22 protein-coding genes and 3 pseudogenes are annotated in these 24,972 nt (G+C 67.5%); 12 read left to right on the top strand and 13 right to left on the bottom strand.

The genetic code is table 11. The annotated features are described in order from the left end of the window. Positions 1-805: 805 nt before the first annotated feature. A complete protein-coding gene (locus ACIRVK_RS01990; RefSeq protein ID WP_404242941.1) occupies positions 806-1,003 on the top strand; it encodes a hypothetical protein in 198 nt (65 codons plus the stop codon). A gap of 553 nt (positions 1,004-1,556) precedes the next feature. Beyond that, a complete protein-coding gene (locus tag ACIRVK_RS01985; RefSeq protein WP_404242939.1) occupies positions 1,557-2,768 on the top strand; it encodes a hypothetical protein in 1,212 nt (403 codons plus the stop codon). Between the two features lie 153 nt (positions 2,769-2,921). Here the strand turns inward: ACIRVK_RS01985 and ACIRVK_RS01980 are convergent, their stop codons facing one another. Genes ACIRVK_RS01980 through ACIRVK_RS01970 form a run of 3 tightly spaced genes read right to left on the bottom strand, consistent with a single transcriptional unit; the run spans position 2,922 to position 4,117 of the window. Further along, positions 2,922-3,242 (bottom strand): hypothetical protein, encoded by a 321-nt coding sequence (locus ACIRVK_RS01980; protein ID WP_404242937.1) that lies wholly within the window; start codon positions 3,240-3,242, stop codon positions 2,922-2,924. A gap of 4 nt (positions 3,243-3,246) precedes the next feature. Further along, positions 3,247-3,567, bottom strand: coding sequence for a hypothetical protein (locus tag ACIRVK_RS01975; protein ID WP_404242935.1), 321 nt, complete (start codon positions 3,565-3,567; stop codon positions 3,247-3,249). Beyond that, positions 3,557-4,117, bottom strand: coding sequence for a bifunctional DNA primase/polymerase (locus tag ACIRVK_RS01970; RefSeq protein WP_404242933.1), 561 nt, complete (start codon positions 4,115-4,117; stop codon positions 3,557-3,559). Before ACIRVK_RS01970 ends, ACIRVK_RS01975 begins: the two co-directional genes overlap by 11 nt. A gap of 403 nt (positions 4,118-4,520) precedes the next feature. On the opposite strand from ACIRVK_RS01970, the gene ACIRVK_RS01965 reads away from it, so the two are divergent. Beyond that, complete coding sequence (locus tag ACIRVK_RS01965) at positions 4,521-5,768, top strand: hypothetical protein (protein ID WP_404242931.1); 1,248 nt, start codon at positions 4,521-4,523, stop codon at positions 5,766-5,768. A 16-nt stretch (positions 5,769-5,784) separates the two neighbouring features. On the opposite strand, the gene ACIRVK_RS01960 is transcribed toward ACIRVK_RS01965, so the two are convergent. Both ACIRVK_RS01960 and ACIRVK_RS01955 read right to left on the bottom strand, forming a co-directional pair. Continuing rightward, the gene (locus tag ACIRVK_RS01960) at positions 5,785-6,711 is read right to left on the bottom strand and encodes a phosphotransferase (protein WP_404242929.1); all 927 of its coding nucleotides are present in this window, start codon (positions 6,709-6,711) and stop codon (positions 5,785-5,787) included. 342 nt (positions 6,712-7,053) lie between these two features. Beyond that, the gene (locus ACIRVK_RS01955; protein ID WP_404242927.1) at positions 7,054-7,503 is read right to left on the bottom strand and encodes a hypothetical protein; all 450 of its coding nucleotides are present in this window, start codon (positions 7,501-7,503) and stop codon (positions 7,054-7,056) included. A 347-nt stretch (positions 7,504-7,850) separates the two neighbouring features. Here ACIRVK_RS01955 and ACIRVK_RS01950 point away from each other — a divergent pair, with 347 nt between their 5' ends. Next, positions 7,851-8,207: a carboxymuconolactone decarboxylase gene (locus tag ACIRVK_RS01950; protein WP_404242925.1), complete on the top strand. Its 357-nt coding sequence runs from the start codon at positions 7,851-7,853 to the stop codon at positions 8,205-8,207. Positions 8,208-8,345: 138 nt separating this feature from the next. Here the strand turns inward: ACIRVK_RS01950 and ACIRVK_RS01945 are convergent, their stop codons facing one another. Next, complete coding sequence (locus ACIRVK_RS01945; RefSeq protein ID WP_404242923.1) at positions 8,346-8,894, bottom strand: hypothetical protein; 549 nt, start codon at positions 8,892-8,894, stop codon at positions 8,346-8,348. A 679-nt stretch (positions 8,895-9,573) separates the two neighbouring features. On the opposite strand from ACIRVK_RS01945, the gene ACIRVK_RS01940 reads away from it, so the two are divergent. Further along, positions 9,574-10,284 carry a hypothetical protein gene (locus ACIRVK_RS01940; RefSeq protein ID WP_404242920.1) on the top strand — a complete coding sequence of 237 codons (711 nt, stop codon included), beginning with the start codon at positions 9,574-9,576 and terminating at the stop codon, positions 10,282-10,284. Between the two features lie 1,013 nt (positions 10,285-11,297). Here the strand turns inward: ACIRVK_RS01940 and ACIRVK_RS01935 are convergent. The 3 genes and pseudogenes from ACIRVK_RS01935 to ACIRVK_RS01925 form a co-directional block, all read right to left on the bottom strand. Further along, the gene (locus ACIRVK_RS01935) at positions 11,298-11,663 is read right to left on the bottom strand and encodes a hypothetical protein (protein ID WP_404242918.1); all 366 of its coding nucleotides are present in this window, start codon (positions 11,661-11,663) and stop codon (positions 11,298-11,300) included. Between the two features lie 561 nt (positions 11,664-12,224). Beyond that, positions 12,225-13,039, bottom strand: a pseudogene (locus tag ACIRVK_RS01930) (helix-turn-helix domain-containing protein); the annotation flags it as partial. Positions 13,040-13,063: 24 nt separating this feature from the next. Further along, the gene (locus tag ACIRVK_RS01925; protein WP_404242916.1) at positions 13,064-13,213 is read right to left on the bottom strand and encodes a hypothetical protein; all 150 of its coding nucleotides are present in this window, start codon (positions 13,211-13,213) and stop codon (positions 13,064-13,066) included. A gap of 266 nt (positions 13,214-13,479) precedes the next feature. Between ACIRVK_RS01925 and ACIRVK_RS01920 the strand changes: the two are divergent. From ACIRVK_RS01920 to ACIRVK_RS01910, 3 genes and pseudogenes are all read left to right on the top strand, one after another. Continuing rightward, positions 13,480-13,578: pseudogene (locus ACIRVK_RS01920) on the top strand (CopG family transcriptional regulator); the annotation flags it as partial. Then, positions 13,575-13,840 (top strand): annotated as a pseudogene (locus ACIRVK_RS01915) (hypothetical protein). The pseudogenes ACIRVK_RS01920 and ACIRVK_RS01915, both read left to right, overlap by 4 nt. Before the next feature lie 370 nt (positions 13,841-14,210). Beyond that, a complete protein-coding gene (locus tag ACIRVK_RS01910; RefSeq protein WP_404242914.1) occupies positions 14,211-14,924 on the top strand; it encodes a chitosanase in 714 nt (237 codons plus the stop codon). A gap of 556 nt (positions 14,925-15,480) precedes the next feature. On the opposite strand, the gene ACIRVK_RS01905 is transcribed toward ACIRVK_RS01910, so the two are convergent. Continuing rightward, a complete protein-coding gene (locus ACIRVK_RS01905) occupies positions 15,481-15,771 on the bottom strand; it encodes a hypothetical protein (RefSeq protein ID WP_404242912.1) in 291 nt (96 codons plus the stop codon). Positions 15,772-15,832: 61 nt separating this feature from the next. Here ACIRVK_RS01905 and ACIRVK_RS01900 point away from each other — a divergent pair, with 61 nt between their 5' ends. Then, complete coding sequence (locus ACIRVK_RS01900; protein WP_404242910.1) at positions 15,833-17,935, top strand: bifunctional polysaccharide deacetylase/glycosyltransferase family 2 protein; 2,103 nt, start codon at positions 15,833-15,835, stop codon at positions 17,933-17,935. A gap of 57 nt (positions 17,936-17,992) precedes the next feature. Next, a complete protein-coding gene (locus tag ACIRVK_RS01895; protein WP_404242908.1) occupies positions 17,993-18,622 on the top strand; it encodes a TetR/AcrR family transcriptional regulator in 630 nt (209 codons plus the stop codon). A 43-nt stretch (positions 18,623-18,665) separates the two neighbouring features. Here ACIRVK_RS01895 and ACIRVK_RS01890 read toward each other — a convergent pair whose 3' ends face one another. From ACIRVK_RS01890 to ACIRVK_RS01880, 3 genes are all read right to left on the bottom strand, one after another. Next, on the bottom strand, positions 18,666-20,405 hold the full coding sequence (locus ACIRVK_RS01890; protein ID WP_404242906.1) for a hypothetical protein: 1,740 nt from the start codon (positions 20,403-20,405) through the stop codon (positions 18,666-18,668). Positions 20,406-20,676: 271 nt separating this feature from the next. Further along, a complete protein-coding gene (locus ACIRVK_RS01885; protein ID WP_404242904.1) occupies positions 20,677-20,931 on the bottom strand; it encodes a hypothetical protein in 255 nt (84 codons plus the stop codon). A gap of 339 nt (positions 20,932-21,270) precedes the next feature. Beyond that, positions 21,271-22,818: a hypothetical protein gene (locus tag ACIRVK_RS01880; protein ID WP_404242902.1), complete on the bottom strand. Its 1,548-nt coding sequence runs from the start codon at positions 22,816-22,818 to the stop codon at positions 21,271-21,273. A 263-nt stretch (positions 22,819-23,081) separates the two neighbouring features. Between ACIRVK_RS01880 and ACIRVK_RS01875 the strand changes: the two genes are divergently transcribed. Together ACIRVK_RS01875 and ACIRVK_RS01870 are read left to right on the top strand one after the other, a co-directional pair. Beyond that, positions 23,082-24,701 (top strand): serine/threonine-protein kinase, encoded by a 1,620-nt coding sequence (locus ACIRVK_RS01875; protein ID WP_404242900.1) that lies wholly within the window; start codon positions 23,082-23,084, stop codon positions 24,699-24,701. Between the two features lie 86 nt (positions 24,702-24,787). Then, the gene (locus tag ACIRVK_RS01870) at positions 24,788-24,943 is read left to right on the top strand and encodes a DUF6131 family protein (RefSeq protein ID WP_404242898.1); all 156 of its coding nucleotides are present in this window, start codon (positions 24,788-24,790) and stop codon (positions 24,941-24,943) included. Positions 24,944-24,972 lie beyond the last annotated feature (29 nt).

Below are 24,972 nucleotides of genomic sequence, written 5' to 3'. Positions count from 1 at the left end.
TCTGCGGACCATCAACGCAGGTAAGAGCTCCGCCAACCCAAGGTAGCGCCCCCATCCAAGTTGCTTCGGGACGAAGCGGTCGCTCCGTTAGGGTGCGCTGCATGACCGACGCCACGGACTGTCCCGAGTGCAGCCAGCCCATAAAGTTCGGCGGTTTCGTTCTTGTCGATCGGGAGGACGATGGTCGGCGGGCCTGCCGGGCGGTGTGGAAGTGTACCGGTCGGCATGTCTGGTGGCGCTGGGCCGACCGTCCGGAGGAGCCGTTGGAGCCCTGCCCGATACCCGAGCTGTTCTGCTGACATCCAACGCTGACATCAACGACCCCGGACGGCGGCGGCACCCAGCAGCCACGTACGGCACCAGTTCATGAGGCGAGCCGCGAACAGGCTGAAGGGGGATCGAACTCCTAAAGCGGGTGTCGCAGGTTCGAATTCTGCGGGGCACAGAGAGAAGGGCCAGGTCAGGAGGGATTCCCTTTCAGGCTGGCCCCTTCGGAGTACGAGGTCTCAGGTTGGTTGCTGCCGGAGGCCACAGCTCATGCGCATGGCTGTCCCACTGGTGAGATGAGGTTCTATCCTGGACCGGCTGTGTGCGGGGGACAGATGAGCGGAGATGGCAAGTGGTCGGGGGCCTCATTGCGCTAGCCCTCTTCGTGGCGCTAGCTGTCCGATACGTCGTGATCGCCGTCCGGCTCTGGGGACATCCTGAGCGCGCTCCCGATGCCGCCCAATCATTCAGTGTGAGAGGGGCACCGGGGTGGGTCCTCACACGTGGCGTCGTGGTCGTTGCGGCCAACTTCGTCTTGATGGCCGTCATGGTCACTGCGCCGGTCGTGGGACTCGCAGTCACACAGACACAGAAACCGGCCGACCCTTGGTTGGTGATTTCGGCGATGGCCATCGGTGGACAGGTGATCTGCTGGCTGCTGATCATCCTGATCGCGATCTTCAACAAGCCGCGTTTTTTGGTGGTCCCCTACCTCAGAGACAACCGGCGACTGTGACGCCTGTGGCGTGCTTCGAGCAACGTGGCTGGAGCCGGTGGGGGTGGAGCGAAGCACACGCGCGCCTGGTCGGGCCGACGCACCCGCCGTCGTGGCTGACTGTCGTCGGCTGAGGCTCAGACTTCCAAGACTCAGCTTCCGCCCAGGGTTCTCCGAGGCGAGCGGGTCGTGCCATTCACGTGCCAGATCCTGCGGGGAACCACGGGGAACAGCGGGGACTGGCCACGGATACGGTTAGGCCTCCAACACGGTCCCGCCCCAGTTCAGTGCCACAACTGCCGCCAGAAAACCCAAGCTTTCCAAGCTAAGGCTCCGGATACGTTGGCGCACAGGAACCCACAAGGTTCCGATTCCGTCCAGTGACGTTCCGTAACGTCCGCGCGCTCTTCCGAGAACCGCCGCGTGACGGCTACAACGGGGTCACATTGCTCCTCCAGCCGTAGGCTTGATGCAGGGTCCCGAAGGAGGCAGGCATATGGGCTTTGCTCGGCGTGTTGCCCGTAAATCGGTACGCAAGGCGACGCCTCGGTCCGTACGCCGCGCGATGCATCCCGTGCGCACAGTCAAGAACGCGGTGACGCCGCAGCCGATCAAGCAGGTGAGCCGAACCGCGTACGTCGTCACGCACCCAATTGGGGCAGCCGAGAACAAGATCATCGACGTCGCCCTCGGCAGTGGCGGCCGGCGCACGGTGGGAGCAGGTCGTCGGCCTTCCTCCGGAGTTCGCCCGCGTTCTGCGAGCCGGGGCACGGTCGGTAATGGGGTCCGTGCGGCCGAGGCGACTGCCTCGCTGGAGGAACTGGCTCGGCTCATGTCCGTCGGACACCAACAGTTCGCTGAAGCGCAGCGACCGCTGGTCCCTGAGCCCGCCCCGGTCGACGCGACGCCCTTCCGGGAGAAGGAGTGGGCGCGCCGCAAGACCGAGGCACACTGGTGGCAGCGCCGCCGGCGACGGCAGATCCGCAAGGAGGCGCGCGACTACGGGGAGAGGCAAGCAGCCGACACCTACGCCGTAGCCCAACAAGGCCAACAGGAACGGCAGAGCGCCGCCAACGCCGAGTGGGACGCCCTCTGCCGAGGCGAACGCTCCGCCATCACCACGGCTCTCCTCGAAGCCTTCCAGGACAGCCCATCACCGGTCCAGGTGGTGGATGCCTGCGGCTCTGCGGGGACAATCGCCGTCCTGCTGCCGGGACCGCACGTGCTTCCGGAGAAGATGCCCCACACCACCCCCACCGGCAGGCTGTCGGCCAAGGCCTGGCCGAAGCCCGATTTCAATGAGGCGTACGCCGGGCTACTGGGTGCGCACCTGTTGGCGGCAAGCCGCAGGGCCTGGGCAGCCGTACCCTCACTCTCACAGTTGCGGGTCATAGGCTTGCGCGAGACGCCCGACGCCCGCAGGGAAGTCCTCTTCGACGTTGAAGTTCGCCGCGCCGCCGCGTGGAACAACGACGGCTGGGGCGCTTCGGTCCTGGAGCAGGCAGAGCGCGGTCTCAACCGAGTGGGCAAGAGCCGAGAGGTTCGGGCGTGGGCGCAGAGCGACTTGGCCGCCGACATTCCCCTCATGCTGCGGCCCAGCAAGCGAGATCTTCATGCCCGACTGCACCAGTCGTTTGACGCAGCCAAGGAGCGCCTCCGCGCCAGCCTCTACATCGAAATCGACGAGTCAACGGTGCCAAGTGAGGACTCGGCTGCAGCACCACAAGCGCAGCAGATCGAGCGGGGAGCAGTGAGGAATCAGGGCGAGAGTGGCCAAGGACGATGAATCCTCGCCCCGGTCATTAGTCCAGCTCAGCACCCCAGCGAACGGCGAGTGATCGCAGCTTCCCAAGCTGGTTGCCCTGCCGTTCGTCCGGGCTGCGGCGCTGGGGCGCCGGTCCCGGCCGAGCGGCAGGGCAACAGACCGCCGAGGAGCGGTTCAAGCCGCCGGCGCTTCCCGGGGAGGGAGCAGGGGCAGGTTCGTCGTCGTGTCCGCCGATTCCGCGGCCAGTCCGGCCGTGATGAGTCTCGCCAGCAGCTCAGCCGCCTCAGGACGCACAGTCCCGAGCTGCACCAACCCGTCGCCGAAAACGTTGACGTCGGCGACCAGGCCGGGGAAGTCCGAGTCCAGCCCGAGCAACACAAGCTGATCAGCCAGAGCACCGGCGCTCTGTCGCGCGCGGTTCCAGCCGCGCACATAGGGCACGCCCGGCGACAGGTTCTCCGCTCGTTTGGCCACAACTCCGCGCCGGTCGGTCATGATGTCAGGCCCTTCCCTGGTGTTCTTCGGCGATGGTCGGTGTGTCACCGTCGTCGTTACGGTCTCGGCCGAAGCCGCTCGCGAGGGCCAGGCGCAGGAGTTCTGCAACGCGCTCGGCCGTGGCGGGGGACACTCGGCCCAGTTCGACAAGGCCGTGTCCGAAGGCGTTCAAGTCCGCGCGCAGGTAAGGGAAGTCCTTCTCCAGGCCAGCGTGTACAAGGACGTCTCGCAGTGCGGTGGTCGCGTTTCGGGCCGCGTACCAGCCGTCGCTGTCGAGAGGCGACCACGCGGCAGCGTCGCGCCCGTCGGTCGGCTCATTCGGCATCCGTGTTCGACTCCTCGGGGAGCGCGGCGACCGCCGCGTACGGCGTTGGGTACTGCTCGTCGAAGCGGTCGATCCTTGCGAGGAGTTCCGCGGAAGCGACCAGCGCAGTGGCAAGGGCGACGGGGCGCAGTGGATTGGCTTCCGGTCGACGCGTAGGAGCGCGGAGCCACTGATAGCGGTCGTCGGCCAGGGGGATGGGGCCCGGTACGACGACGGCACAGTCCTTGCTCAGGTACCGGTACGACGGCGGCGAGGACGTTTCGCGTTCGAGGTACTGCGTGAAGGTCTCGCGGCTCTGCGAGGAGAGGAAGAACCCGACTCGCTGTGCCTTGCGGTCGATGACCGCCGGTCCGAACGGCATTGCGCTCCGCAAGAGGCGGTCGAACATCTCCATCCCGAGGCGCTGTTCCACGCTCACCACGTCGAAGTAGCGGCCGGTCGGCAGCAGGCACGGCATGCGGGGATCGTCCGCCCACACCTGCCGGCACTCAACGGGGTTGTCCGCTGCCGCCGACAGCCACTCCATGCCGCTCCTGGTCATTCTCTGCACGCCATCTCACCTCGGTCGAGACTGGGTTGCGGCCGCCATGCCGCCTGTGTCCAGACTCGGGCTCACCACCCTGGCCAGGGCAGATGACGAGAGGTGACGGGGGATGACGGGTCAGGCGGGGATGCGTCATCCGCCGTCACCGATCAACGCCCTCGATCTAGGGTTACTTGCAGCGCGCGGTAAGGAACTGCGCGTACATTCGGTCGTGAAGCCAAAGAGTCGTGCGCCCCAGAAGTCGCACCCGTGCTCAGGTGGGGAGGGAACGGTCACGTCTTCGCTGGAGCCGATCAGCGTTCGCTTACGGCAAGCCCGTACGGGCCGAGGCTGGAGTCAGCCGAGGCTGGTACGCGAGCTACGTCAGGTTGCGCTTCGCCGAGGCCACCAGCTACCGGCGGACGCCAGCGTGAAGCGCCGCATCGCCAGTTGGGAGAACGGCCACAGCGCGCCGGACGATTTCTACGGTCCGCTGCTGTGCGAGGCGTACGACCTAAGCGCAGCCGAGCTGGGGCTGAACCACGAGGGCGAGCGGGACACCGGGCTCTTGGACGCCAGCTATCCGGCGAGTCCCGAAGGCGCGATCGATACCGTCGGTCAGCTGTGGCGCGCTGAACTCAACCGGTACGAACCCCTGTTGCAGGCCGAGCCGTCCGAGCCCGCCTGGAACGAAGCCTCGCTCCGTTGGCTGGTCGCACCCGAGCCGGCCATCCCTCGGCAGCGTCGAGACGGAATGCGCGTCGGTTTCGGAGATGTCGCCGCGGTCAAGACCACGGCGGACATGTTCGCCGAGTTAGACGACCGGTTCGGAGGCGACCACGCTCGACACGCAGCCGTGCAGTACCTGAGCACCGAGGTGACGCCGCTCCTGCGCGGGCAGTACACCGAGCAGGTTGGGCGAGCCCTATTCTCGACCGTGGCAGAGGCAACCCTCCTGGCCGGTTGGATGTCGTACGACGCCTGCCGTCACGGCCTGGCACAGCGGTACTTCCTCCAGGCCCTCCGGTTGGCCCAGGACGCCAACGACCGTCGGCTCGCCGGAAGCATCCTGTCCGCCATGAGCCACCAGGCGACATTCCTCGGTCGCTATACGCAAGCCGCGACGCTCGCCCGCGCGGCACTCATGGGGATCTCCCCGGTGGCCACGCCGACACTGCGCGCCCAGTTCCACGCCATGGAGGCGCGCGCTCTTGCCCGCACCGGCGATGTACGTGCCTGCGAAGCAGCCCTGACCGCAGCCACGAAGGCGCTGGAGAGCCGGAACAGCGACGACGAGCCTGAATGGATCAGCTACTTCGACGAAGCCGAGCTTGCTGCCGAGGCCGCCCATTGCTTCCGCGACGTCAACAGCGCCCGAAAGGCCGTCGCCTACGCCGAGAACGCCATGAGCGGCAGCCATGTACGGAGCGACTTCTTCGCGACCATGGTCCTGGCCGACGCCCACCTACGCGCCGGCGACGTCGAGGAAGCCTGCCGTGTCGCCCTCGATGCGCTCGACCTGGGCGAGCAGCTGAAGTCGGCTCGCTGCATCAGCTACCTTGCCGAGTTTCGGCAGAACCTTGCAGGCGTCGGTAGCAACAGGGACGTACAGAGCTTCACCGATCAGGTCAGAGACCAGCGACTGTGGCTTGCCGCTGGCGGTCAGGCCGATTCCTGACGCGCCAACGTCTCGGTCAGAACGGGCCCCATTGATCTCGGCCCTCACCAGTCCGAAGGGACCCCACTCGCCGAGCGAACTCGGCGGCAGCCCGGTCGCTGCTCGTGACCTGGTGACCGAGCCAGGCCACCATCATCAGTTCACGCAAGTCCGCCAGGGTCTCGTAACCGGGCCAGTTCATCAGGTCGAAGCCGTACCGGTGCACGAACTCTGCGTACTCCGCCTTTGTGTGCCAGGCGTACCGCTCGTAGAACATCGCTGTCTGAACTAGGTCCCACTCACGTGGTGCCAGGGCGAAGCCGTCCAGGTCGATGAGCACCGCGTGCCCGTCCCGGTGGCGGAGGATGTTCCCGATGCTGGCATCACCGTGGATCATGCCGAAGGGGAGGACGAAGTCCAGGCGGTCGTAGTCCTTACCGAGGCTCGAGGCCCGTTCCTCGAGGAACGTTCGGTCCTCCGCCGAGATGCCGTCCAACCCTTCGAGGGACGCCGCTACCTTGGCCAGCGGGTCGTAGTACGGCAGGTGCAGTGACTCGGGTTCTTCGAGCCAGTGCAAGCGACGGAGGAGATCCGCGAGTTCCCGGACCGTTCCGTATTCCTCGTTCTCCTGGACGCTCTCCCAGAACGTCACCACGAGGCCGCCGACGACGAGCGGTTGAGCGACCGACGCCGGCACGCGCATGGCCGGGAACTCCTGCGTCTCAAGCCAACGGGCCACGCTCACGGCCCGCTCCATCTCGGCGAGCACCGCTCGATCACGCGCGATGCGGACGATGACCGGTAAAGACGCCAGGCGGTAGACCGCGTTCGAACCGAGCCGCAGCAACTCGGCGCCGCGGGAGTCGAGCCCGACCGTCGCGCATGCTTCCTGGAGGACAGGCTCCAGGCCCTCCGCCGTGAACTCCGCGCCGCCGTCCGGTCCCTCGCTGCTGCCCGAGATCATGCTTCGACCATACGGGCCGCACCGACCGCCCGACAGGCCACCCACGTAATAGGGGCGTAATGATCTTCGTCAGCAGCGACCGTGGCCACCCCTCCCCCGCAGGTCAGCACCCCAAGAGGGCAACGGTCTCTGATGGGCTCCGGAGCCGTGTGCGCAGGTTCGAATCCTGCCGGGGGCACTCGCCAGTCAGCCAGCAAGAATCATGCTCTGACCAGTGCGGATGCCGACATGAGAGAGCGGGAGTCAGTCTCACTGACTCCCGCTCTTTCTCGTTGTCTCTCACTGTTCACGCACCATCTGCGATACACGCGACACAGCTCCGACACGGGCACGCGCAAGCTCCTAGCGAAGTTCCCTCTTTACCGCACGGAGCAGGTCTGCCTGAAGCGGTTTCAGGTGTACCCACCAGTCCGGGTACTGCGTCGGGTCGCGGGACACTTCATGCAGTGCCTTGTTGTGTGCGATGAGAGGTCGTTGAAGATCGTCTGAACTAATGATCTCGACCTGCTTCCCGGCCAGCCACAGTCGTTCAACAAGGCTCTTGATAGCTGGTGCGGCTTCCCCGCGCTCCCGGGCATCCAGCTCACCTTGCAGTTTGTGTGCTGCCTCCAGATAGCTGGAGATCGCAGCCTTGACTTCAGCACGGTGTGCGGCGCGCCCCTGCTCGGCGACTCGTGCTCGCGACTCCCGTGCCGCGCTGCGCTGTACGAGCAATGTCGCTGCTGCACCAACAGTCACGCCGAGGAGAGGGACAAGGCCGACGACCAGGTCGGATGCCATTCCAGAGCTCATCCGCTCAGTGTGGCTCTTCCAGGGGCCCCCGGGGGGTTGACTGAGCGAAGTGGCCGGCACGCGGCCCGGAGCAGGTCAGCTCCTCCGAGATCGGAGGCTTCCTCACGCCAGTCACACCCGACCAGGGCACTTCAGCAAGATCCTTTACGAGCTCAGACCCATTACTGTGCCCATATTGCGCCGGGCAGGGGCTGGCAGCCTCACCCGGTCCGGGTGACCGGCTCGACGCGCGAGCCCAGCTGAGGGTGTCTACGCTTGAGTGGCAACCGCCGGGCACGCGGGGGGGGGATCGCCGCGTCGAGCGGTTGGCGGTTCAGCTCCCTACACCACTAGAAGGCGGTCCCACCATGGCCACTGCATCTGAGACTCCTGTACTCGACACGATCACCGCCATGACGCTCGATTCCATCGAGCGCTGTCACATGGAGGGCCGGACGCTCATCCTGTCCCGCATAGCCGCACTCGTGGCCATGGATGCACCGGCGATCTCCTACCTGGCCCACATCCCCCCCGCGATCAAGGCCGAATTCACGGTCGAGCAATTGCAAGACCTTCTCGTCGCCATCGCCCCCGTCGTGGGGACAGCGCGCGTGATGTCGGCCGCGGGCCACATTGCCCAGGCGTTCGGTGTGGCGCTCGCACTGGCCGAGAGCGAAGCCGAAGCCATCGCCCAGGCCGAAGCCGAGACCCGTAGCGGAACCTGAGGCAAACCTGACGTGCTGCGGTCCCTGTGCCGTACAGCAGTGAAGTCTGGACCTCAGGCAAGATGGGGTGTTTCTTGCCTGGCGCGGGTAGCGGAGAGCCGCCGACCGCTCTCCCATGCGCGTCGCGCACCGATGCCGTCAGCGTGTGGATCGGCTGCGACGAGCCTGCGATGACTTCGTGTCGGCCGTGTCAGGCCGGGGTCCCAGTGCCGTGGCCCGTCCGCACACCAACAGGTTCTGCGTCCCGAGACCGATCGCCAGATACGCGTACAGCGACGCCGTCCCCAGTAACCCGACTCCGGCCGCATGGTCGATCCACAGGCTCAGCCCAAGGTGCACGGCAACTGACGTCAGCCACAGAGCGGTAGTGGTAGCCGTCCCCTTGCGCAGTACCTCGCCCTGAGGGCCACTCCAGACCCGGACGGTACGCGCCCTGGCCACGCCGAAGGCCGCCGCGACTGCAAGACTCACGGCCAGCAGCACGATGGGCAGCGCGGTCAGCGGGTGGTATTTGATCACCGAAGCAACGCCGAAGGCGATCCCAAAGACGCCCAGAACACCGAGAACCACCGGGGTGATCAGCGAGCCGTTGCGCCGCACCAGACGCGTGCGCAGCTGTTGTCTCACCACGAGAGCAACGATCACCGCAGCGATGGTTAAACCGGCCCCATCGTTCGTATTCTGCATGTCAACTCTTCGTTTCAGCCCTGATCTCGGACGGCGGCACCGCACCGCACCGCACATTGTGTCCCGGACGTTCGTCGAAGGAGGTCGAGTTGGCAGCAGGCGATCAGCAAACGCACTCCGCCACGCCATCGATGTCTTCGATCGAGAGCGCCTGGTGCCGACGACGCCCGTGCCAGACGCGTGCCAGTTCGTACGGGGAACCAAGGGGAACACCGGGGAACCAACGAGGCCGCCCACCAGACGCCGGTCTCTTCCGCCGCAGGTCATCCGCTCAGCGATCCCTAGATCACATCAGCTTCCCAGGCTGAGAGCGCGGTTCGCAGAGATGAGTGCAGCGCAGAGGCCCAATTGAGCTGCCCGGCCGTCGGCTTCTCGCTACCCTCGCGTCACCAGGGATAGGGGGAAGGCGTGCGAGCGACGGACCAGGAGAAGGCTCACATCAGGGCCTACGTCGAGGACCAAGCCCATGAGGAGGTCGTGCATCTGGAGAAGGCCGCCTCTGAACTGGTGGGCCCAGTACGGCACGACATCTGGGACGTGCACTGCGAAGACACCCGATGGTGGGTCGTAACCAACAGCACGAACCTGTACGACCAACGGGACTTCAAGAGCCGAGACGTTGTCCTGACCTTTTCACGTTGGACTCATGCTTCGGATGTCGTACCTCCAGGAACGACAGGTGCCACTCGCACCCGACGAAGCCGAGCTTCTGCCAGGCTCCTGGCGTCGGTGGGAGCAAGCGTTCGAGGCTTATGACAGTGGAGATGAGGCCGAGAACTTCCAATCCGTAGGTGTGTGTCTTCGCGAGTGCCTGGTCTCCTTCGTTGGAGAGACGCGTTCGGATCAGCTGGTGCCGGCCGGCAAGGACCGGCCGAAGGATGCCGACTTCCGGGCGTGGTCTGAGCTGTTGGTGAACTACCTGGCAGCTGGTGCTTCCGCTACAAAGCTCCGCTCCTATCTGAAGAAGAGCGCTGCAGAGACCTGGGAGTACGTCAACTGGTTGACCCACGCGAAGCGGGCAGTGCGGACGGACGCTGAGATCGGGCTGAAAGCCGTTGAGCACCTGTTGGGTGTATTCACGGCGGCGCGGGTGCGACTCGGAAACTCCGTCAAGCGCTGTGACGAGTGCGAGTCCTACAGCGTAGCGGCAGGTACTTGCAGACATTGTGGGTGGACGGACGAGAGCTACGAGCCGCCCGAGTTCGAACCGATGTCAGAGGAAGAGCGGGAGAAGCGTCTGGCGACCCCATGTACGCCAAGCTCTGACATCTCGACGTACATGAGTCCTGACGATCTCCTGCGGGTGGAGGCGACCAACGGTCGGGCCGTCTCTGGGCCGTCCGAGGTGACTCAAGACCACTCATCAACGGCCAGCGATGACAGTAGCTGAGCAAGCCTGTGGTCTCCTGACCAGCAAAAACCAAGCTCACCAAGATCCCCGACAACACCCAGGGCAAGAAGAAGGAGACGGAAGGCCAAGCCCCCACCTGCACATTCTCCGCTGGCTGGGGGCCCTTTGGCTATCCCTGACGATCTTTGGAACACCGCGCGCGACTGCACCAACGGAAACAGGTGGACACCGAGAGCAATCAGCAGCGATACGAGAACGGCGACTCCGACCAGGCGCCGGCCAACAGCGAGAACGCACTGTGCGCCGAACCGATGAGAGCGATCAATGAATCGAGCTCAGCCCTTCCAGATCTCGCCTGAGATTCGCCCATCTGGCCACAAGTCGATCTCGTAGTGGTCACCCAAACGCCCAGGCGACCAACTCACGTTCACCTCGCCCTTTGTTCCCTTGAACTTTCCGCTTCCCGAGAGTGTCGACTTCGCGCTGAAGTCGGCATGGATATGCAGATGGTCCTGCCCCAGAGACATACTCGGCTGGATGTCGGCACGAGGGTCAGACGCCCAAACCCAATTGCGAATGACGCTGTGCCAACTCTCTACGACGAACTCGTCGATTCGACCATTCTGGGCACACCAGCGGTAAGTGAACCCGCTCTCCAGTAGAGGAACCCTCAGCTTGGTGATGGTGTGACTGTGACTCGCCCGCCAGCAGGCACGGCTTGCTGCGCTACTAGTTTCGCTACCAGCTATTGTCATGGCTGCTGTTGATGCGAATACGACTGCTACGGATACCGCTCGGCGCGTTTTGCCCTTCACTGCCCCCCCTTAAATGCGTCAAATGTCACCACCCGGAGTTATGCCGCCGAGTATTCTCCAACAGCAAGGATCCAAGGGTATCGAATAAACGTGCCATTCCTGTTCCGGCACCTCCATGGCTGCACCCAGCGCATGTCGATCTGCTCAACCGCCCTGGAGGGGGGCGGCCCCCTCACCTCAGCACTGACTCGGGACCCAATCCACCACAGTTGGAAAGCGTGTTGGCGCTGCAGAGCTTCAGCAGGCGTCTGGTCGTGGTGGGTCCGGTTGGGGCTGCCGAACGCCGGTACACGCCACCAGCGTGCTGCTGTCCTCGTCGAGGAACAGCATGAAGATCCAAGATGCGTCGGCAGTCCGGATCTGACCCAGGCGAACCGGTCGACCGTATAGGTCGAGGCGTTGTACGGCCTGGGCCAAGCCGGAGGTCTCGATGCCCCTCCGAAGGGTGTGACGGAGTCGGCGCCCGTAGACCGTCGCGAGCGACTTGGGTGACGTCGTTCCGTCCCAGACGATGTAAGAAGCGTCGGCGCGGAGTGCAGCCAGAGCGGCCGATGACGTGTCGTCGCCACCGCCCAGCAGCCGTTCGAGCTGTTCCCGTTCCATGACCACACCCCCAGTCGGGATCCTGCTGTACAGCATCGAGGTACAGCAACCCCAGCAACCGGCAGGACCACCACCGGGCACCAAGCCCTTCCCCGCAGCCTGAACGACCTCCAATGACCGATCTCTACAGAGCTACGGATCAGAAGTCGTTGAACTTCGGCGCCAGACGCTCCCCATCACGTCTTCCAGACCCGTGCTCGGGTCCCGGTGCGCTGGGGCGTGCTGGCCCACCTTCAGTGCCTTGCCCAACTCGTCTGCCCCAGCACCGAAATGACGGCGTGGCGGCGTACTGCGTGCCCCATAGGCAACGTCGAAGTTGCCCCCTACGCTTAACTGGTGGAATGGGCAGCTGTGATCGCTACTGCGCTAGGTGCCGTGGTGGGTGTTCTCAGCTCTGCGGCATCTGATCGCCTCCGCTGGCACCGGGACGTATCCGAGGTCACACAGCTCACAATAGTCACGATCCGCTCGAGGATAGGGCGACAGCAGCACGCGGAGCCTTGACGGAGGCTGGCGTGTATGAGAAGCAGTACCGACTTGAGTTGAGCGCCCCTCCCAACGTCCTCGGAGTCGCTCCAGCAGACCCCGCGAGTCCTTGGCGTTCAGGGCTTGCGAGCGCAGTGTGTCATAGCGCTGGTAGAGGAGGCTCACCTCTTTCACGTCGGAGATCAGACGGCCGTACTGCTGGCCCTCGGAGTACGCGAGCCGCTGCCCCCTCGGGGTCTCCAGCAACTGCACCGGCCCATCCAGGCAGGCATGCAACCCCGACTCCAGCGGCACTACTTGGAGGGTCACGTTCCGGGGTGCGCTCAGCTCCAGCACATGGTCGAACATCTTCGGCATCTGGTCCGGAGCACCGAATCGGCGCCGGAACACATGCTCTTCGACGATGAAGCTGAACGGCGTCGTCGGCCGCTCGAACAGCATCCGCTGTCGTTCCATCCGGCGGGCCATGAAGTCCTCCAGCAGGCCGTCCGGCGCCACCGGAACGGTCCCCTCGAACACCGCCCGCGCATACCCCTCCGACTGCAACAACCCCGGCACCAGCTGGAACTCGTACGTACACAGGCTCACCGCGACCCGCTCCAGCAGAGCCCACTGCCACGCGGCGAGCCCGACATCCCCGCGTCCACGTGTCACGTGCTGCGACGCTTTCCGCAGCGCCCCCGTTTGCCCAGCGCCTCCTCGGAGCGTTCCACCAGCGCCGCGTCGGGCATACGTCGTCCCAACTCCACTGACTCCACGGTGTGCTTGGAGAAACGCACCAGGTCCGTGAACTGGATCCTGCTGTAGCCCGCGTGCTCGCGCAGTGCCTGCATGACCGCGCCGAATGTCCGAAGGCTGTCCGAGAGATCGGGGCCGCGGTCCGCCTCGCCGCACGGCGCGTCGTGGAAGCAGGTTCACCGGGCAATGACGACGCGGGTGCCGTCGAAGTTCGCGACGATCTCCAGCTTGCCTCCGAGCGCAGCGACGTAGTCCGCCATGGTGCCGACCTCCGTGGAGACGGCCTTACCGCGTTCGATGGCGGACACCCGTTCCTGCCCGGACATGCATGCCCGCCACAACCTCGCTCTGGGTAAGACCGAGTTCCTGTCGTACCTCTGCCAGCCGATGAGCGCGGGCCCGGGCAACCAGCCTTTGGGCGCCCGCCCTGATCTCGTCGAGGACGTCCTCGACGAAAATCTCGTACCCTACCTCGTCCCAGGAGTGGAACGTGTCCATTGCTCACTCTCCTTTGCGCCGTTTTTCCAGGTAAGCCAGCCACTGCCTGTAACGCACCTCGGCCAGAGGAATCGACCGGCGGTACCACTCCGACGAGCACGGGCCCATCACCGACGAAGAGATCCAGACCCTGCGCGACCAGCTCCACCAGGCTCGCCTGCAGCAAACGCAAGGCGGGACGGACGCCGCGTGACTCGCCCCTCCCCCGCCACCCCGGGCGGCACCCTGGTCCTCGACAGTGAGGGGCTGGCCAAGGCCATCCTTCGTGACCGTACGGTCACCGGCTGGCTCGCCCTCGCTCGCGCCGACGATCTGCGGGTGACCACAAGTACGCCGTCGACGCCATGCTCAGCGCCACCGCCCTGGCCGTCCTCGGTCCGACGCCCGTTCTCACCTCAGACCCCGAGGCCCTGGCCGCGTTGTGCGGCCCTCGTATCACCGCCATCAAGGGCTAGGCATCGGGTCTCGCCTGCGGCACCGATACTCATGATGAATCAAGCCGCCTGCTCGCGGATCGCGCCGTGAGCAGCAGGATCTAGAGTGAGCCGCGCTGCTGCTCGGCACCGGCCAATACCGCCCCTGGTGCCGTAGGCGTAGAGGACGCACTCAGCAAAGGACAGGCCGGAGCGGTTCGTGGAGTTGAGTGAGTTGAGACTGAGCCGAATACGTCGCACCGTCCTCGTCATCCTCGGTGCGGTGCTCACCGTGGGGGGATGTACGTCCGGTGCTGTCGACAAGCCAAGCCGTACTGGCGATCAGCCCGGCGGTGCGGCCAGTACTCCGGCGACGCCTGCGGCGAGTCCGGCGGGGTCGGCCGGGATCTCCATGATGGATGACATCACCGCCGTGTTCGAGAACGGTGCCACGGTCCCGCAGTACGCCTACATCACCGATCTGCACGACGGGTGCGGCTACACGGCGGGGTGGATCGGGTTCTGCAGTCAGAGCGGCGACATGCTCGCGTTGGTGAGGAAGTACGACGCCGCCGTGCCGGGTAATCCGCTCGCGAAGTACACCGCCGTCCTGCAGAAACTTGCCGACTCGGGTAGCGACGACACCGGCGCGCTGGGTGGGGCGTTCGTGCGCGACTGGAAGAAGGCCGCCCTGGATCCGGCCTTCCGGAGGGTGCAGATTCAAGTGGGGCACGACACGTACCTCGCCCCTGCACTGAAGCTGGGCGCGCAGGAGGGGGTGAAGAGCGAGCTCGGTCTGGAGAACCTCTACGACACCGCGCTGATGATGGGCCAGACCGCCGACGACTGCGACGGTGTGGTGAAGATCGTGCACGAGACCGACAAGCTGGTCGGGGGCAATCCAGCCTCCGGGGTGAACGAGGCGACGTGGCTGGCTCGGTTCAACGCCGTCCGGCGGAAGCACATGGAGCACCCCTGCACCGCCGGCCGCGAGAGCGACTGGCCGCAGGCCGTCGACCGGTCGCAGGCCCTGCAGGAGCTCGCGGACCGGGGCGAGTGGGATCTGAAGGCTCCGCTGTCCGTGGGTGCCGACTTCAAGCTGACCATCAGCAGGCCGCACGACTGACGGGCGTCACGGCTCCCATCGCGCAGGTCATCCGTTTCGTCCGTTCATCCGCTCGTCCGCTTTGCGGACTCTTTTCGCATGCTTCAACAGACCCTGGGGCGTAGGCGGTTTCAAGCCAGTACTGTCTCGAATTCATGCAGACCATTCCGGAGGGCTCGGCGCCCGCCGGGGACAGAGTGACGCGGGACGCGTCGCCGTCTCCCGAGGTCTCCCTTCAGGAGCCGCCCCAGGCGTCTGCCATGGCCGGCTCCACGGCTGAGGCCACCGGCGCTGACACGCTGAGGCTGAGGGGCCTGCCGATACGCCGTCCTGTCCCCAAGCCCGTCTTCGTCGACATGTCAGGTGGGCGCCGTCGGCGGCTGCGCATCCTGGTGGCGGCCTTGGTGACCCCGGCAGTGGCCTACGTCGCCTTGCTGATCAGCACCTTCGTCGGCGGTCCGACTCTGCCGGCGCTGCTGCCGCAGCCCTTGCGGCCCAGAACGGGCGCCGTCGCCGAGCACGTGCACAAGACGCCCCGGGACTCAGCGTCCTCGACAGGCGCAGCGGGCGGCAGCGTTCAGCGGCAACGGGGCTCGGGCCTGGCGACGACCGTGTCGAAGGCCGTCGGCAGCGCGTCCGCCGAGGCGACATCGTCTGCGACCGCGACGACGGTGACCTCGTCCCCGACGGCGAAACCGTCCGCGACGGCGTCGCCGTCCCCGAGTCCTACGCGGTACAAGGGCCACGGGCGGTCCCCGCACGCGAAGCGGAGCCCGACCGGGTCGCCCTCCGCCTCACCCACCCACAGCACGTCCGGACTCTGACGGTCTGCCGGGACTCCCGTCTCCTCCGTCTCCTCGTCACTCATCCCAGAAACCACCGATGTGAGCTCTTCCCCACGGCGTCGCCGTAGCGCCCGCGAAACGCCCGTGCGCACCCACTGGGTGCTGCTGGTGACCATGGTGCTGACCCTCACCCTCACGCTGCTCATCGAGGGTTACACGCAGCACATGTTCGGCTTCCAGGACGACGGCGGGAACCCTCCGCAGGGGCCCATCGACCAGGTGCCGTCCTCGGTCGAGAACGGTGGCCCGGTGATCTCGTCCAACGGAACCAAGCCGGTCTCGCTCACCCCGCCGGCGCACACCGTGGTGCTCACCTTCGACGACGGTCCGGACCCGACCTGGACCCCGAAGGTCCTGGCGGCGCTGGAACGGCACCATGTGCCCGCGACCTTCTTCCTCGTGGGGACCGGCGTGGCCACGCACCCCGAACTGGTCGCCCGGATGGCGAAGGACCACGACGAACTCGGCCTGCACAGCTTCACCCACCCCTACCTGCCCGCCCTGCCCAGCTGGCAGCGCACGCTGGAGATGCGGGAGGACCAGCTCGCGGTGGCCGGCGCCTCGGGAATCACCAGCGGCCTCTTCCGGCCGCCGTACTCCTCCAGTGCCGATGCGGTGGGCAACGCCGACTGGTCCGTGATGCGGCAGCTCGGCCGTCAGGACTACCTGACCGTGCTGGTCACCCAGGACAGCGAGGACTGGCAGAAGCCGGGCGTGGCGAGGATCGTCCGCAACGCCACCCCTCCCGGGTCCACCGGCCAGGTGATTCTCTTCCACGACGCCGGTGGTGACCGGGCGCAGACCGTGGCCGCGCTGGACACTCTCATTCCGCGCCTCGAGGCGCGCGGCTACCGTTTCCGGACGGTCAGCCAGGCCTTCCACCTCACCGGCGCCAACCGTCCCGCCTCCGCGGGCCAGCATCTGCTCGGTGTCGGGCTGCTGTGGCTGCTCAAGGGGGCGCTCTGGGGGCTCGACGGGCTCGACGTCCTGCTTCTCGTCGCCGGACTGCTGGGCATCCTGCGCGCCGTGATCTCCATGATCGCCGCTGCCAGGCATCGGCGGGACGCCAGGGAGGCGTGGGGGCCGCCGGTCACCGAACCCGTGTCGGTGGTCGTCCCGGCCTACAACGAGTCGGCCGGTATCGAGGCGACGGTGAGGTCCCTGGTCGCGTCCGACCACCCGGTCGAGATCATCGTCGTGGACGACGGCTCCACCGACGGCACCGCCGACATCGTCGAGGCACTCGGGCTCCCGGGAGTGCGGGTGATCCGCCAGCGGAACGCGGGCAAGCCCGCGGCGCTCAACAGGGGGATCGCCGCCGCCTCGTACGAGATCGTGGTGATGATGGACGGCGACACGGTCTTCGAACCGGACGCGGTCCGGCACCTGGTGCAACCGTTCTCCGACCCTCGGATCGGCGCGGTCTCCGGCAACGCCAAGGTCGTCAACCGGGGCGGACTGATGGGCCGTTGGCAGCACATCGAGTACGTCATCGGTTTCAACCTGGACCGGCGGCTCTTCGACCTGGCCCGGTGCATGCCGACGGTGCCGGGCGCGATCGGTGCCTGGCGGCGGGCCGCGCTGGTGCGCGTCGGCGGTGTCTCCGAGGCGACGCTCGCCGAGGACACCGACCTCACCATGGCGATCTGGCGTGGCGGCTGGCGCGTGGTCTACGAGGAGAAGGCCATCGCCTGGACCGAGGCGCCCGCTTCTCTCCGCGCCCTGTGGCGGCAGCGTTACCGCTGGTGCTACGGCACCCTGCAGGCGATGTGGAAGCACCGCGGCGCGGTCCGGCAGAGCGGCGCGGCCGGCACGTTCGGTCGTCGCGGACTGCTCTTCCTGCTGCTCTTCCAGGTGCTGCTGCCGTTGTTCGCGCCCCTGGTCGACGTGTTGAGCGTGTACGGGGTGATCTTCCTCGACCCCGTCCACGTCCTGCTGCTGTGGAGCTCGTTCCTGCTCATCCAGGCAGTCACCGGGGTCTATGCGTTCCGCCTCGACGGCGAACGGCTCGGGCCGCTGTGGAGCCTGCCGTTCCAGCAGTTCGTCTACCGCCAGTTGATGTACCTCGTGGTGGTCCAGTCGGTCGCCACGGCCCTGTCCGGCAGCCGCCTGCGCTGGCAGCGCATGGAACGCTACGGCTCCCACCAGGAACCACCGCTGTCCCCGGCATCCGGGGCACGGAACTGAAGCAGGGGTCGGCCTGCTGGGAGCGATGAGGATTTCAGGGTTCTGTAGGGTCGCCCTGTGGCCGCCAATGAGACCTCCCGAACCGCACGCCGGGCCGCCGCGACGCGGCAGTCGATCATCGAGGCGGCGGAGGCGATCCTCGTCGCGGGCGGGCCCACGGCCCTGACCCTGGAGGCTGTCGCCGAACGTGCCGACGTGGCCGTGCAGACGGTCTACAACCGGGTGGGCGGGAGGTCCGCGGTCCTGGTCGCGGTGGCCGAGCGTGCCTTCCGGGAGAACCGGGAGTACATGGACGCCGCCTACGCCACCCCCGGCACCCCGCGCGAACGCATCCTGCTGGCCGCCGACGCCTACGCGCGCTTCGCCCTGGAACGCCCGCACCACTTCCGGCTGCTCGCCGAACCCCCCGCCGACGCCGGGTCACCGAAGGGCATCGCCGACCTCGTCGACGAACAGAACGCCAAACTCACCGCCGCACTGCGCGACGGCATCGCCGACGGGTCCTTCGACCCCGACCTGGATCCCCGAGCCACCGCCTACGCCCTGTGGGCCGCCATGAACGGCATCCTCGCCCTGAGCTGGCGCGCCGACCGCCTCCGTGTCGATCCGCAGGACATGGGCGCCGTACTCGACACCATCGTCACCGTGATCACCCGCGGCCTCGACGCCAGACCGACCGTGCACTGACAGGCGTCCGCACCTGGTGTCTTGCGCCCCTGGGGAGTCCCGCTCAGCCACGAGGCTGCCTTCGGCGTCGGCGAGCTTCCCTGCGTTGTTGCTCCTCCAGTTCCCGCTCCTGTCGTTCGACCTGCGCGCACTTGGCGTCCAGGAGCCGGAAGGTGAGCGGAAGCAGCTCGGGGGAGGTGTTCTGGCGCACGGCGAACAAGGTGTCTCTGCTGAACCACGGGTGCGATGGGTCCATGCCCTCCAAGCCGGCGGCTATCCAGGGATCGGCCCGCTCCGGTCGGCGGAGCAGGCTTGCGGCCACCACGGCGTGCCCGTCGTACGAGTACATCTGGTCCAGGACGAACCGCTGGAGGACTTCCCCTGCCTCCGGGAGGTGTTCGCACGCCCGGCAGAGGCGGACGGCGAGGTGTTCGAACCGTCTCCCATGAGGGCCCTTGGCGAGGAGGCCGGTGAGGAGGTCCGGCTCGGCCTGCAGCCGGGTGGTGAGAAACCAGTCGGTGAAGACCTCCGGCCCGATCCAGGACTCGGCCGCGCCCTTGGTGGACCGGCCGTCGTGCAGTCCCTCGGCCCACCACGCCCAGTCGTGGGCCCGGTCGTCGGCCTCTTCCTCGGACAGCCCGGCGAACTCCGGAAGTCCTGCCAGGAGGTGGCTGGTCTCGGTCCACTCCCAGTGCCCGAACAGGAGCATGCCCAGCATGATGTGCTCCGGCAGGCCGGGGTGGGCGGACAGCTGGGACGCCCAGGGAGCCCCCTGCCTCCGGTCGGCGGCGGCGAATTCCGCTGCGGCCTCGCGCCAGTGTCGTCGCTCGTGTTCGCACAGTACGTCCGCGATGTCGTCGAAGGGCCGGGGCTCGGCCGGGCCGGGGCCGCCGCGCAGCGCGGTGACCAGGGCCTGGGCGTGGAGATCCAGGGGGGTCTGACCGGAGCGGGCGGGTGCGGGGCCGTCGAGACCGTCGCGGGCCGTCGGGGCCGCCGCGTCCGCCAGCGCGGCGGTCATGGCGACGACAGCCTCACGGTAACGCTCGTCCAAGGTGGCGCGGTCCAGGGTGGGTGGCTCCAGGACGAGCGCCGGGGCCTGCTCCACGAGATACCGGTAGCGGCCCCTGGCTTCGCGCTCCAGCTCGCGGGCCACCGTCCTGCGGACCGCGTCCTGGTGACGTGCGATCAGCAGCAGGCGCACCCTGGGCCGCTCCGACGACGCGGGCCCGTCTTCCCCCAGGTGTTCGCCGAGGCGCGTGAGCAGCGGAACCACGAAGGTATTGACCCATGAGTGGTCAAAGCTGAGATGAGCGCGGACATCGGCCTCGTCCACGATCACCAGCGCCGGTCTTCCACGGTCGGCGAGAGCACCGAGCCAGTCGGCCCCCGGGACGATCATCCGGCCCGCTGTCCATTCCTCGCCGAGGGACCGCGCGAGTTCCAGTGCGATTCGTGACTTGCCGACGCCGCTCGCGCCGGCGAGCAGCATCACCGGATGCGTGGCGGCCGTCGTGCACCAGCGGCGCAGCTCCGCCAGCTCCTCGTCCCGGTCGTGGAAGGGGACGGGACTGTGGAGAGGCGAGAGCAGTCGGAACACACTGGTGGCGGGCGCCACGGTCACCGCGAGGCCAGGGTTCTCCAGCACCTTTTGATAAGCCAGGAGTCGTTCGAGCCGTTCGGCGTGGTCCATGCACCAGTTGACGACCACGAGCAGCAGAAGGCCGCCGACCACCAGCCCGCCGGCCGACCACCCCAGCCAGGCCCACCGCCGTTGGGTGACTCCCCAGACCAGGAGGGCGAGCATCCCGGCGGCGCAGCACCCCCCAGCGCAGTGCGACCCGACCCTCAACACCCTCCGGGTGCCCGGCCCAGGCGGTACGTCATCCCAGTTGCCGCGTCTTTCCGACAGACGCCGCCGTGCCCTCATGGTCCTCCTCCGGCCGTGGGCCGACTGCCCGGCTTGATGGAATCTATTCCAAGGCTGGAAGGGGTACCAAACACCGGGGCCCGCGCGGTCGCCGAAGCTGATCGACCCTCGTCCGGCCCGGCCCCGGTCTTGCTGGGCTTCCCGCTGTCTACTGCTTTCTCACCTTGCAGTAATTACCTTCGTCCGGGTCTCCGATGTGCGTCCACAGCACGAACGATCCATCTTCCTTGCTGACGCCGAGCCCGAGATATTCTTTGTGGAATACGAATTGCACTCCCATCCCGTGACCCCAGTCACCCGACTTCGCCATGGCCCAGGTGCCGTTTGCAGATCCCGGGGCGGCCTCCGGGCCGAAGCCGCAGGAGTTCTGTGCGGAGAAGGTTCCGTTGCTGCGCAGAATCACCCTTTCCGCGAGCCCCTTCGGGACCGGGACACAACCGCGGAATTGTCCATCGACTCGACCTTTCCTTCACTGCCGTCGACCACTACTCGCGCCGCCAAGGCCCGCAGCGAGGAAATTCAGGCGCTGCGCGACCAAATCCAGCAAGCTCGGGAACAACAGGGCCGAGGCGGGGCGAACGCCGCGTGACCACGTCCCCCGCCGTCCCCGGCGGCACACTGGTGCTCGACAGGCAAGGCCCTGTCCCGACTCGGCGCGCACGCACGCATCCCGCGGAATCTCCGGACCCGACCCGGCGCGGCGGCCCAGGCCTCGGAAGCTCACGCCGTAGAAGCGCAGCCCTCAGCCCACCCCATACGCCCGGTACACCGTCTCCACCGACCGGTCCCCCGCCCCGTCCGTCACCTCCGACCGCAGGGCGACCGCGCCCGACGCCGGATTGTGAATGGACGCTTGCCAGGTGGTACCGGTGCGGGTGACCGGGGCCGGGTGCCAGGTTCGGCCGTCGTCGGTGGAGGACCAGACGCGGACGGTCTTGGCGGTCACGTCGGTGAACTTGACGTCGGGGTTCTGGGAGCCGCGGCCCGCGGTGACGTCGACGGTCGTTGTGCTGTTCGGCGCGGCCTGGTTGAGGCTGTTCAGGCCGGTGGGGAGGAAACGGGTCAGGAAGACGGGGGCGACCATCGACCTGGCCGGGTCTGCCTTGAAGTACCAGTCGAGGGTGACGCGCGAGGACAGCAGACCGGCGGGGAAGGTGATGCCCGGGCGGTAGCGGTGGGCGTCGACGGTGAGGTGGTACCAGCCGGCCGAGCGGAGGCCGGCGGTGAACTGGGCGTCGCCGCTGCGCCAGTTGGTCAGCGTCTGCTTCTTGAGGGTGGCGGTGCCCTTGGTGAGGGCCACCGTTTCCTTCGTCGGGTCAGCCCCGCTGATGCCGACATCGGGGTCGCCGATGAGGGCGGCCGGGATGAAGGTGACGGAACGGTTCGCGACCATCGGCAGGAAGTGCATCGGGGTCCACACCGCCCGGCCCAGGGACTGGGTGAAGCTCTGGCCCGCCGTCAGGGTGCGGGTCGCCGGGAAACCGCCGCCGACGCCGTCGCCGTTGCTCGTGGCGATGTCGTCGCGGGGCTGCCAGGTGCCCGGGGTCACGTGGACGGTGGCGCTGTAGGGCGCGGTGTCGTCGCGCACCCCGGCCATCAGGTCGGTCGTGCAGTCGGAGGTCTTCGGTTCCGCCTGGACTGCGGTGTAGACCTGACTGCCCAGCTGCGTGCCGCCGCGCACCGCGAAGTGGACCGTCGCCAGCTGCGACCGCCGGAAGGTCCCGCCGGGCGCGGCCGGGATGCCCGTGGAGTTCTTCACGGCGACGTAGCCGTCGTCGCCCGACCACTGCGCCAGGTACCCGAACTGCAGCAGGCGTGAGGAGTTGGGGATGGCGTAGATCGCGCCCTGGTCGTTCCAGCCGCCCGCGCTGAAGGCGGAGGGCATGGTGCTGACGGTGGCGGCGCACACCTGCGCGCTGATCCGCGGAGGGGCGGTCACGTCGGCGGGTGTGTCCAGGGACGCCTTGACCGCCTTGCCCCTGCGTGCGTCGAGCGTCACCGTCGTGTTGCCCGACACCTGGACGACCTGGGCCCCGATGGTGTCGGTGCCCAGACCGCCCGCGGCGCTCTCGTAGATGTCGGTCATCGCGATGTAGCGCCCGGACGGCAGGCTCAGCCGCTTGCCGGACTGGACGCCGTAGGTCCGACCGGACGGCAGGGCGACGACCGTGACCGGCGTCGAGACCCGCGCGCCGTGCCGCCCCAGCGTGGTGACGGTCAGCGAGGCCGACGCCGCCTGCACGGACGGGGCGGAGGCCGCCGAGACGGCGGACACCACCAGTGCTGCCACGCCGACGAAAGTGAGCGACCTTCGTCGCATCATCGACTCCCCCACCTTCACGTTCCCCAACTTCCCCTTGAGCCCCGAAGTCGGCTCATCGTAGCTGTGTCACGGACATGGCAGGTTGGGTCGGGAGGTGCGTCTGATCAAGGTGTGGCAAAGGGCTTTGCGGAGGCCGTCGCGGGACCGTGGAGAAGAGGGGTGCCGCGCGGTGGGCAGCCGATACGCTGGCAGGTGGCCGTGAACCGGGGGCGGGGCTGGGGGGCGGGGGCATGGATCCACGGATGCTGTCGGTGGGCGGGTACGTCTGCGAGCGGGAGCTCGGCCGGGGCGGGCAGGGGGTGGTGTGGCTCGCCCGGGACCGGAACGGGCGGCAGGTCGTGGTGAAGTTCCTGCTGCCGGGCAAGGAGTACGACGAGGTCGCGCTCGCCCGCGTTCGCCGGGAGTTCGGGGCGGCCAGCCGGGTCGGTGAACTGGCCACGGCGCGGGTTCTCGACGCCGACCTGTCGGGGAGGCATCCGTACATCGTCAGCGAGTTCGTCCCGGGGCCCACGATCCACCAGCACGTGGCCGCGGGCGGTCCGCTGTCCCCGGGGCGGCTCCAGTCGGTGGCGCTCGCGGTCGCGCACGCGTTGGCGCAGGTGCACCGGGCGGGTGTCGTGCACCGGGACATCAAGCCGTCCAACATCCTGCTCTCCCCGGACGGACCGCGGATCATCGACTTCGGGATCGCCCGCGACGACCGGCTGCTGGAGTCGGCGCTCACCACGCCGGGCAGCGTGCTCGGCTCACCCGCGTACATGTCGCCCGAGCAGGTCAAGTCCAACCGGGTCACCAGCGCCTCCGACGTGTTCTCGCTGGGCGGCACGCTCTACTTCGCAGCCACGGGACGGCATCCCTTCGGCGGGGAGAGCGACTACGAGGTGCTCCTCGCCGTGTGCGAGGGCGACGCGGATCTCACGCCGGTGCCGCAGCCGGTCCGTTCCGTCATCGCCGACTGTCTGCGCAAGGACCCGGCCGAACGCCCCACCGCCGCCCAGCTCGTCACCCGGTTCGCAGAGGCGGCGGAAGGCGTGCGGACGGACTCGGGCCCCGGCACGCCCGAGCCGCATCCGCCGGAGGGGGACGACAGGGCCGGCAGCCGCTCCCGGCGCAGCGCCCAGCAGTTACGGCTGTGGGGGTTCGCCGCCGGTAGTGCCGCGGTGGCGGTGCTGCTCGCGGTGGTGCTGGGGACCACCTCCGGGGGCCCGGGCTCCCAGCGGATCAAGAGTTCCGCAGGCGGCTCCCGACTCACCTCCTACACCGACGACTTGACCGACTCCGGCGACTGGACGCACAAGGACCCGGCCCTCGCGAGGATCACGCACCAGGGCGGGACCATGCTGGTGGATCCCCGCACCGAGCTGGAGGTGTGGCCGCAGGCGCCCTTCGAGCCGTCCTCGTTCGCGGTGCGGCTGAGCACCCAGGCGGAGTGGTACGGGGGTGAGGGCGGGATCGGGCTGTGGTGCGACGGCACCGGGGACTACCGGACGGGGTCCCGCTGGGCGACGTACGTGACCACCGGTCAGGAAGCGTTGATCGTGCGGGAGTTCCGGTACAAGGGTGCCTTCCAGCACGACCGGGTCGTCGAGGCGGGTCTCGGGGACGTGGGCCTGCGGGTGAGGAACGGGCAGCAGGTCGACATGGCGATGACCTGTTCCCCGGCCGGCGACGGCCTGATCAAGGTCGAGCTCGCCGTCGACGGCAAGCGGGTCGCCTCGTACACCGGAGCCGCCTTCGACGACCGGGGCTGCGGTCTCGCCGCCTTCCACTACAGCGCGACCGACCCGCGGGGTACGGCCTTCCACGCGGGGTTCGAGCGGTTCACCGCGAGCGAGTTGAAAGGCCCGTGAAATATGGCAGGCAGGGATCGCGCTTTTGGGGGTAACCGGACAGTCAGGAGTGGAGACCCCCTCTAGGAGGCCAAAGGAGGCCTACGATGATCGCTCTCGGTGTGATCCTTCTGATAGTCGGCTTTGTGACCGGCATCTCGATCCTGTGGACCCTCGGGGTCATCCTTCTGGTGATCGGTGCCGCCTTGTGGCTGCTGGGTTCCATGGGGCACGCCGTCGCCGGGCGCCGGCACTACTGGTGACGTCGTAGCAGCGGCCTGCGGGACGCAGG

It is taken from the genome of Streptomyces sp. NPDC101152, from assembly GCF_044768275.1.
GTDB lineage: Bacteria > Actinomycetota > Actinomycetes > Streptomycetales > Streptomycetaceae > Streptomyces.
This window is presented reverse-complemented; position numbering and strand designations above follow the sequence as displayed.

Excerpts from the sequence above, each read along its gene's own strand:
- ACIRVK_RS01990 (WP_404242941.1), top strand. The coding sequence starts at position 806 with ATGGCCGTCATGGTCACTGCGCCGGTCGTGGGACTCGCAGTCACACAG.
- ACIRVK_RS01980 (WP_404242937.1), bottom strand. The coding sequence starts at position 3,242 with ATGACCGACCGGCGCGGAGTTGTGGCCAAACGAGCGGAGAACCTGTCG.
- ACIRVK_RS01975 (WP_404242935.1), bottom strand. The coding sequence starts at position 3,567 with ATGCCGAATGAGCCGACCGACGGGCGCGACGCTGCCGCGTGGTCGCCT.
- ACIRVK_RS01960 (WP_404242929.1), bottom strand. The coding sequence starts at position 6,711 with ATGATCTCGGGCAGCAGCGAGGGACCGGACGGCGGCGCGGAGTTCACG.
- ACIRVK_RS01955 (WP_404242927.1), bottom strand. The coding sequence starts at position 7,503 with ATGAGCTCTGGAATGGCATCCGACCTGGTCGTCGGCCTTGTCCCTCTC.
- ACIRVK_RS01950 (WP_404242925.1), top strand. The coding sequence starts at position 7,851 with ATGGCCACTGCATCTGAGACTCCTGTACTCGACACGATCACCGCCATG.
- ACIRVK_RS01945 (WP_404242923.1), bottom strand. The coding sequence starts at position 8,894 with ATGCAGAATACGAACGATGGGGCCGGTTTAACCATCGCTGCGGTGATC.
- ACIRVK_RS01935 (WP_404242918.1), bottom strand. The coding sequence starts at position 11,663 with ATGGAACGGGAACAGCTCGAACGGCTGCTGGGCGGTGGCGACGACACG.
- ACIRVK_RS01925 (WP_404242916.1), bottom strand. The coding sequence starts at position 13,213 with ATGTCCGGGCAGGAACGGGTGTCCGCCATCGAACGCGGTAAGGCCGTC.
- ACIRVK_RS01910 (WP_404242914.1), top strand. The coding sequence starts at position 14,211 with ATGATGGATGACATCACCGCCGTGTTCGAGAACGGTGCCACGGTCCCG.
- ACIRVK_RS01905 (WP_404242912.1), bottom strand. The coding sequence starts at position 15,771 with ATGAGTGACGAGGAGACGGAGGAGACGGGAGTCCCGGCAGACCGTCAG.
- ACIRVK_RS01890 (WP_404242906.1), bottom strand. The coding sequence starts at position 20,405 with ATGCTCGCCCTCCTGGTCTGGGGAGTCACCCAACGGCGGTGGGCCTGG.
- ACIRVK_RS01875 (WP_404242900.1), top strand. The coding sequence starts at position 23,082 with ATGGATCCACGGATGCTGTCGGTGGGCGGGTACGTCTGCGAGCGGGAG.
- ACIRVK_RS01870 (WP_404242898.1), top strand. The coding sequence starts at position 24,788 with ATGATCGCTCTCGGTGTGATCCTTCTGATAGTCGGCTTTGTGACCGGC.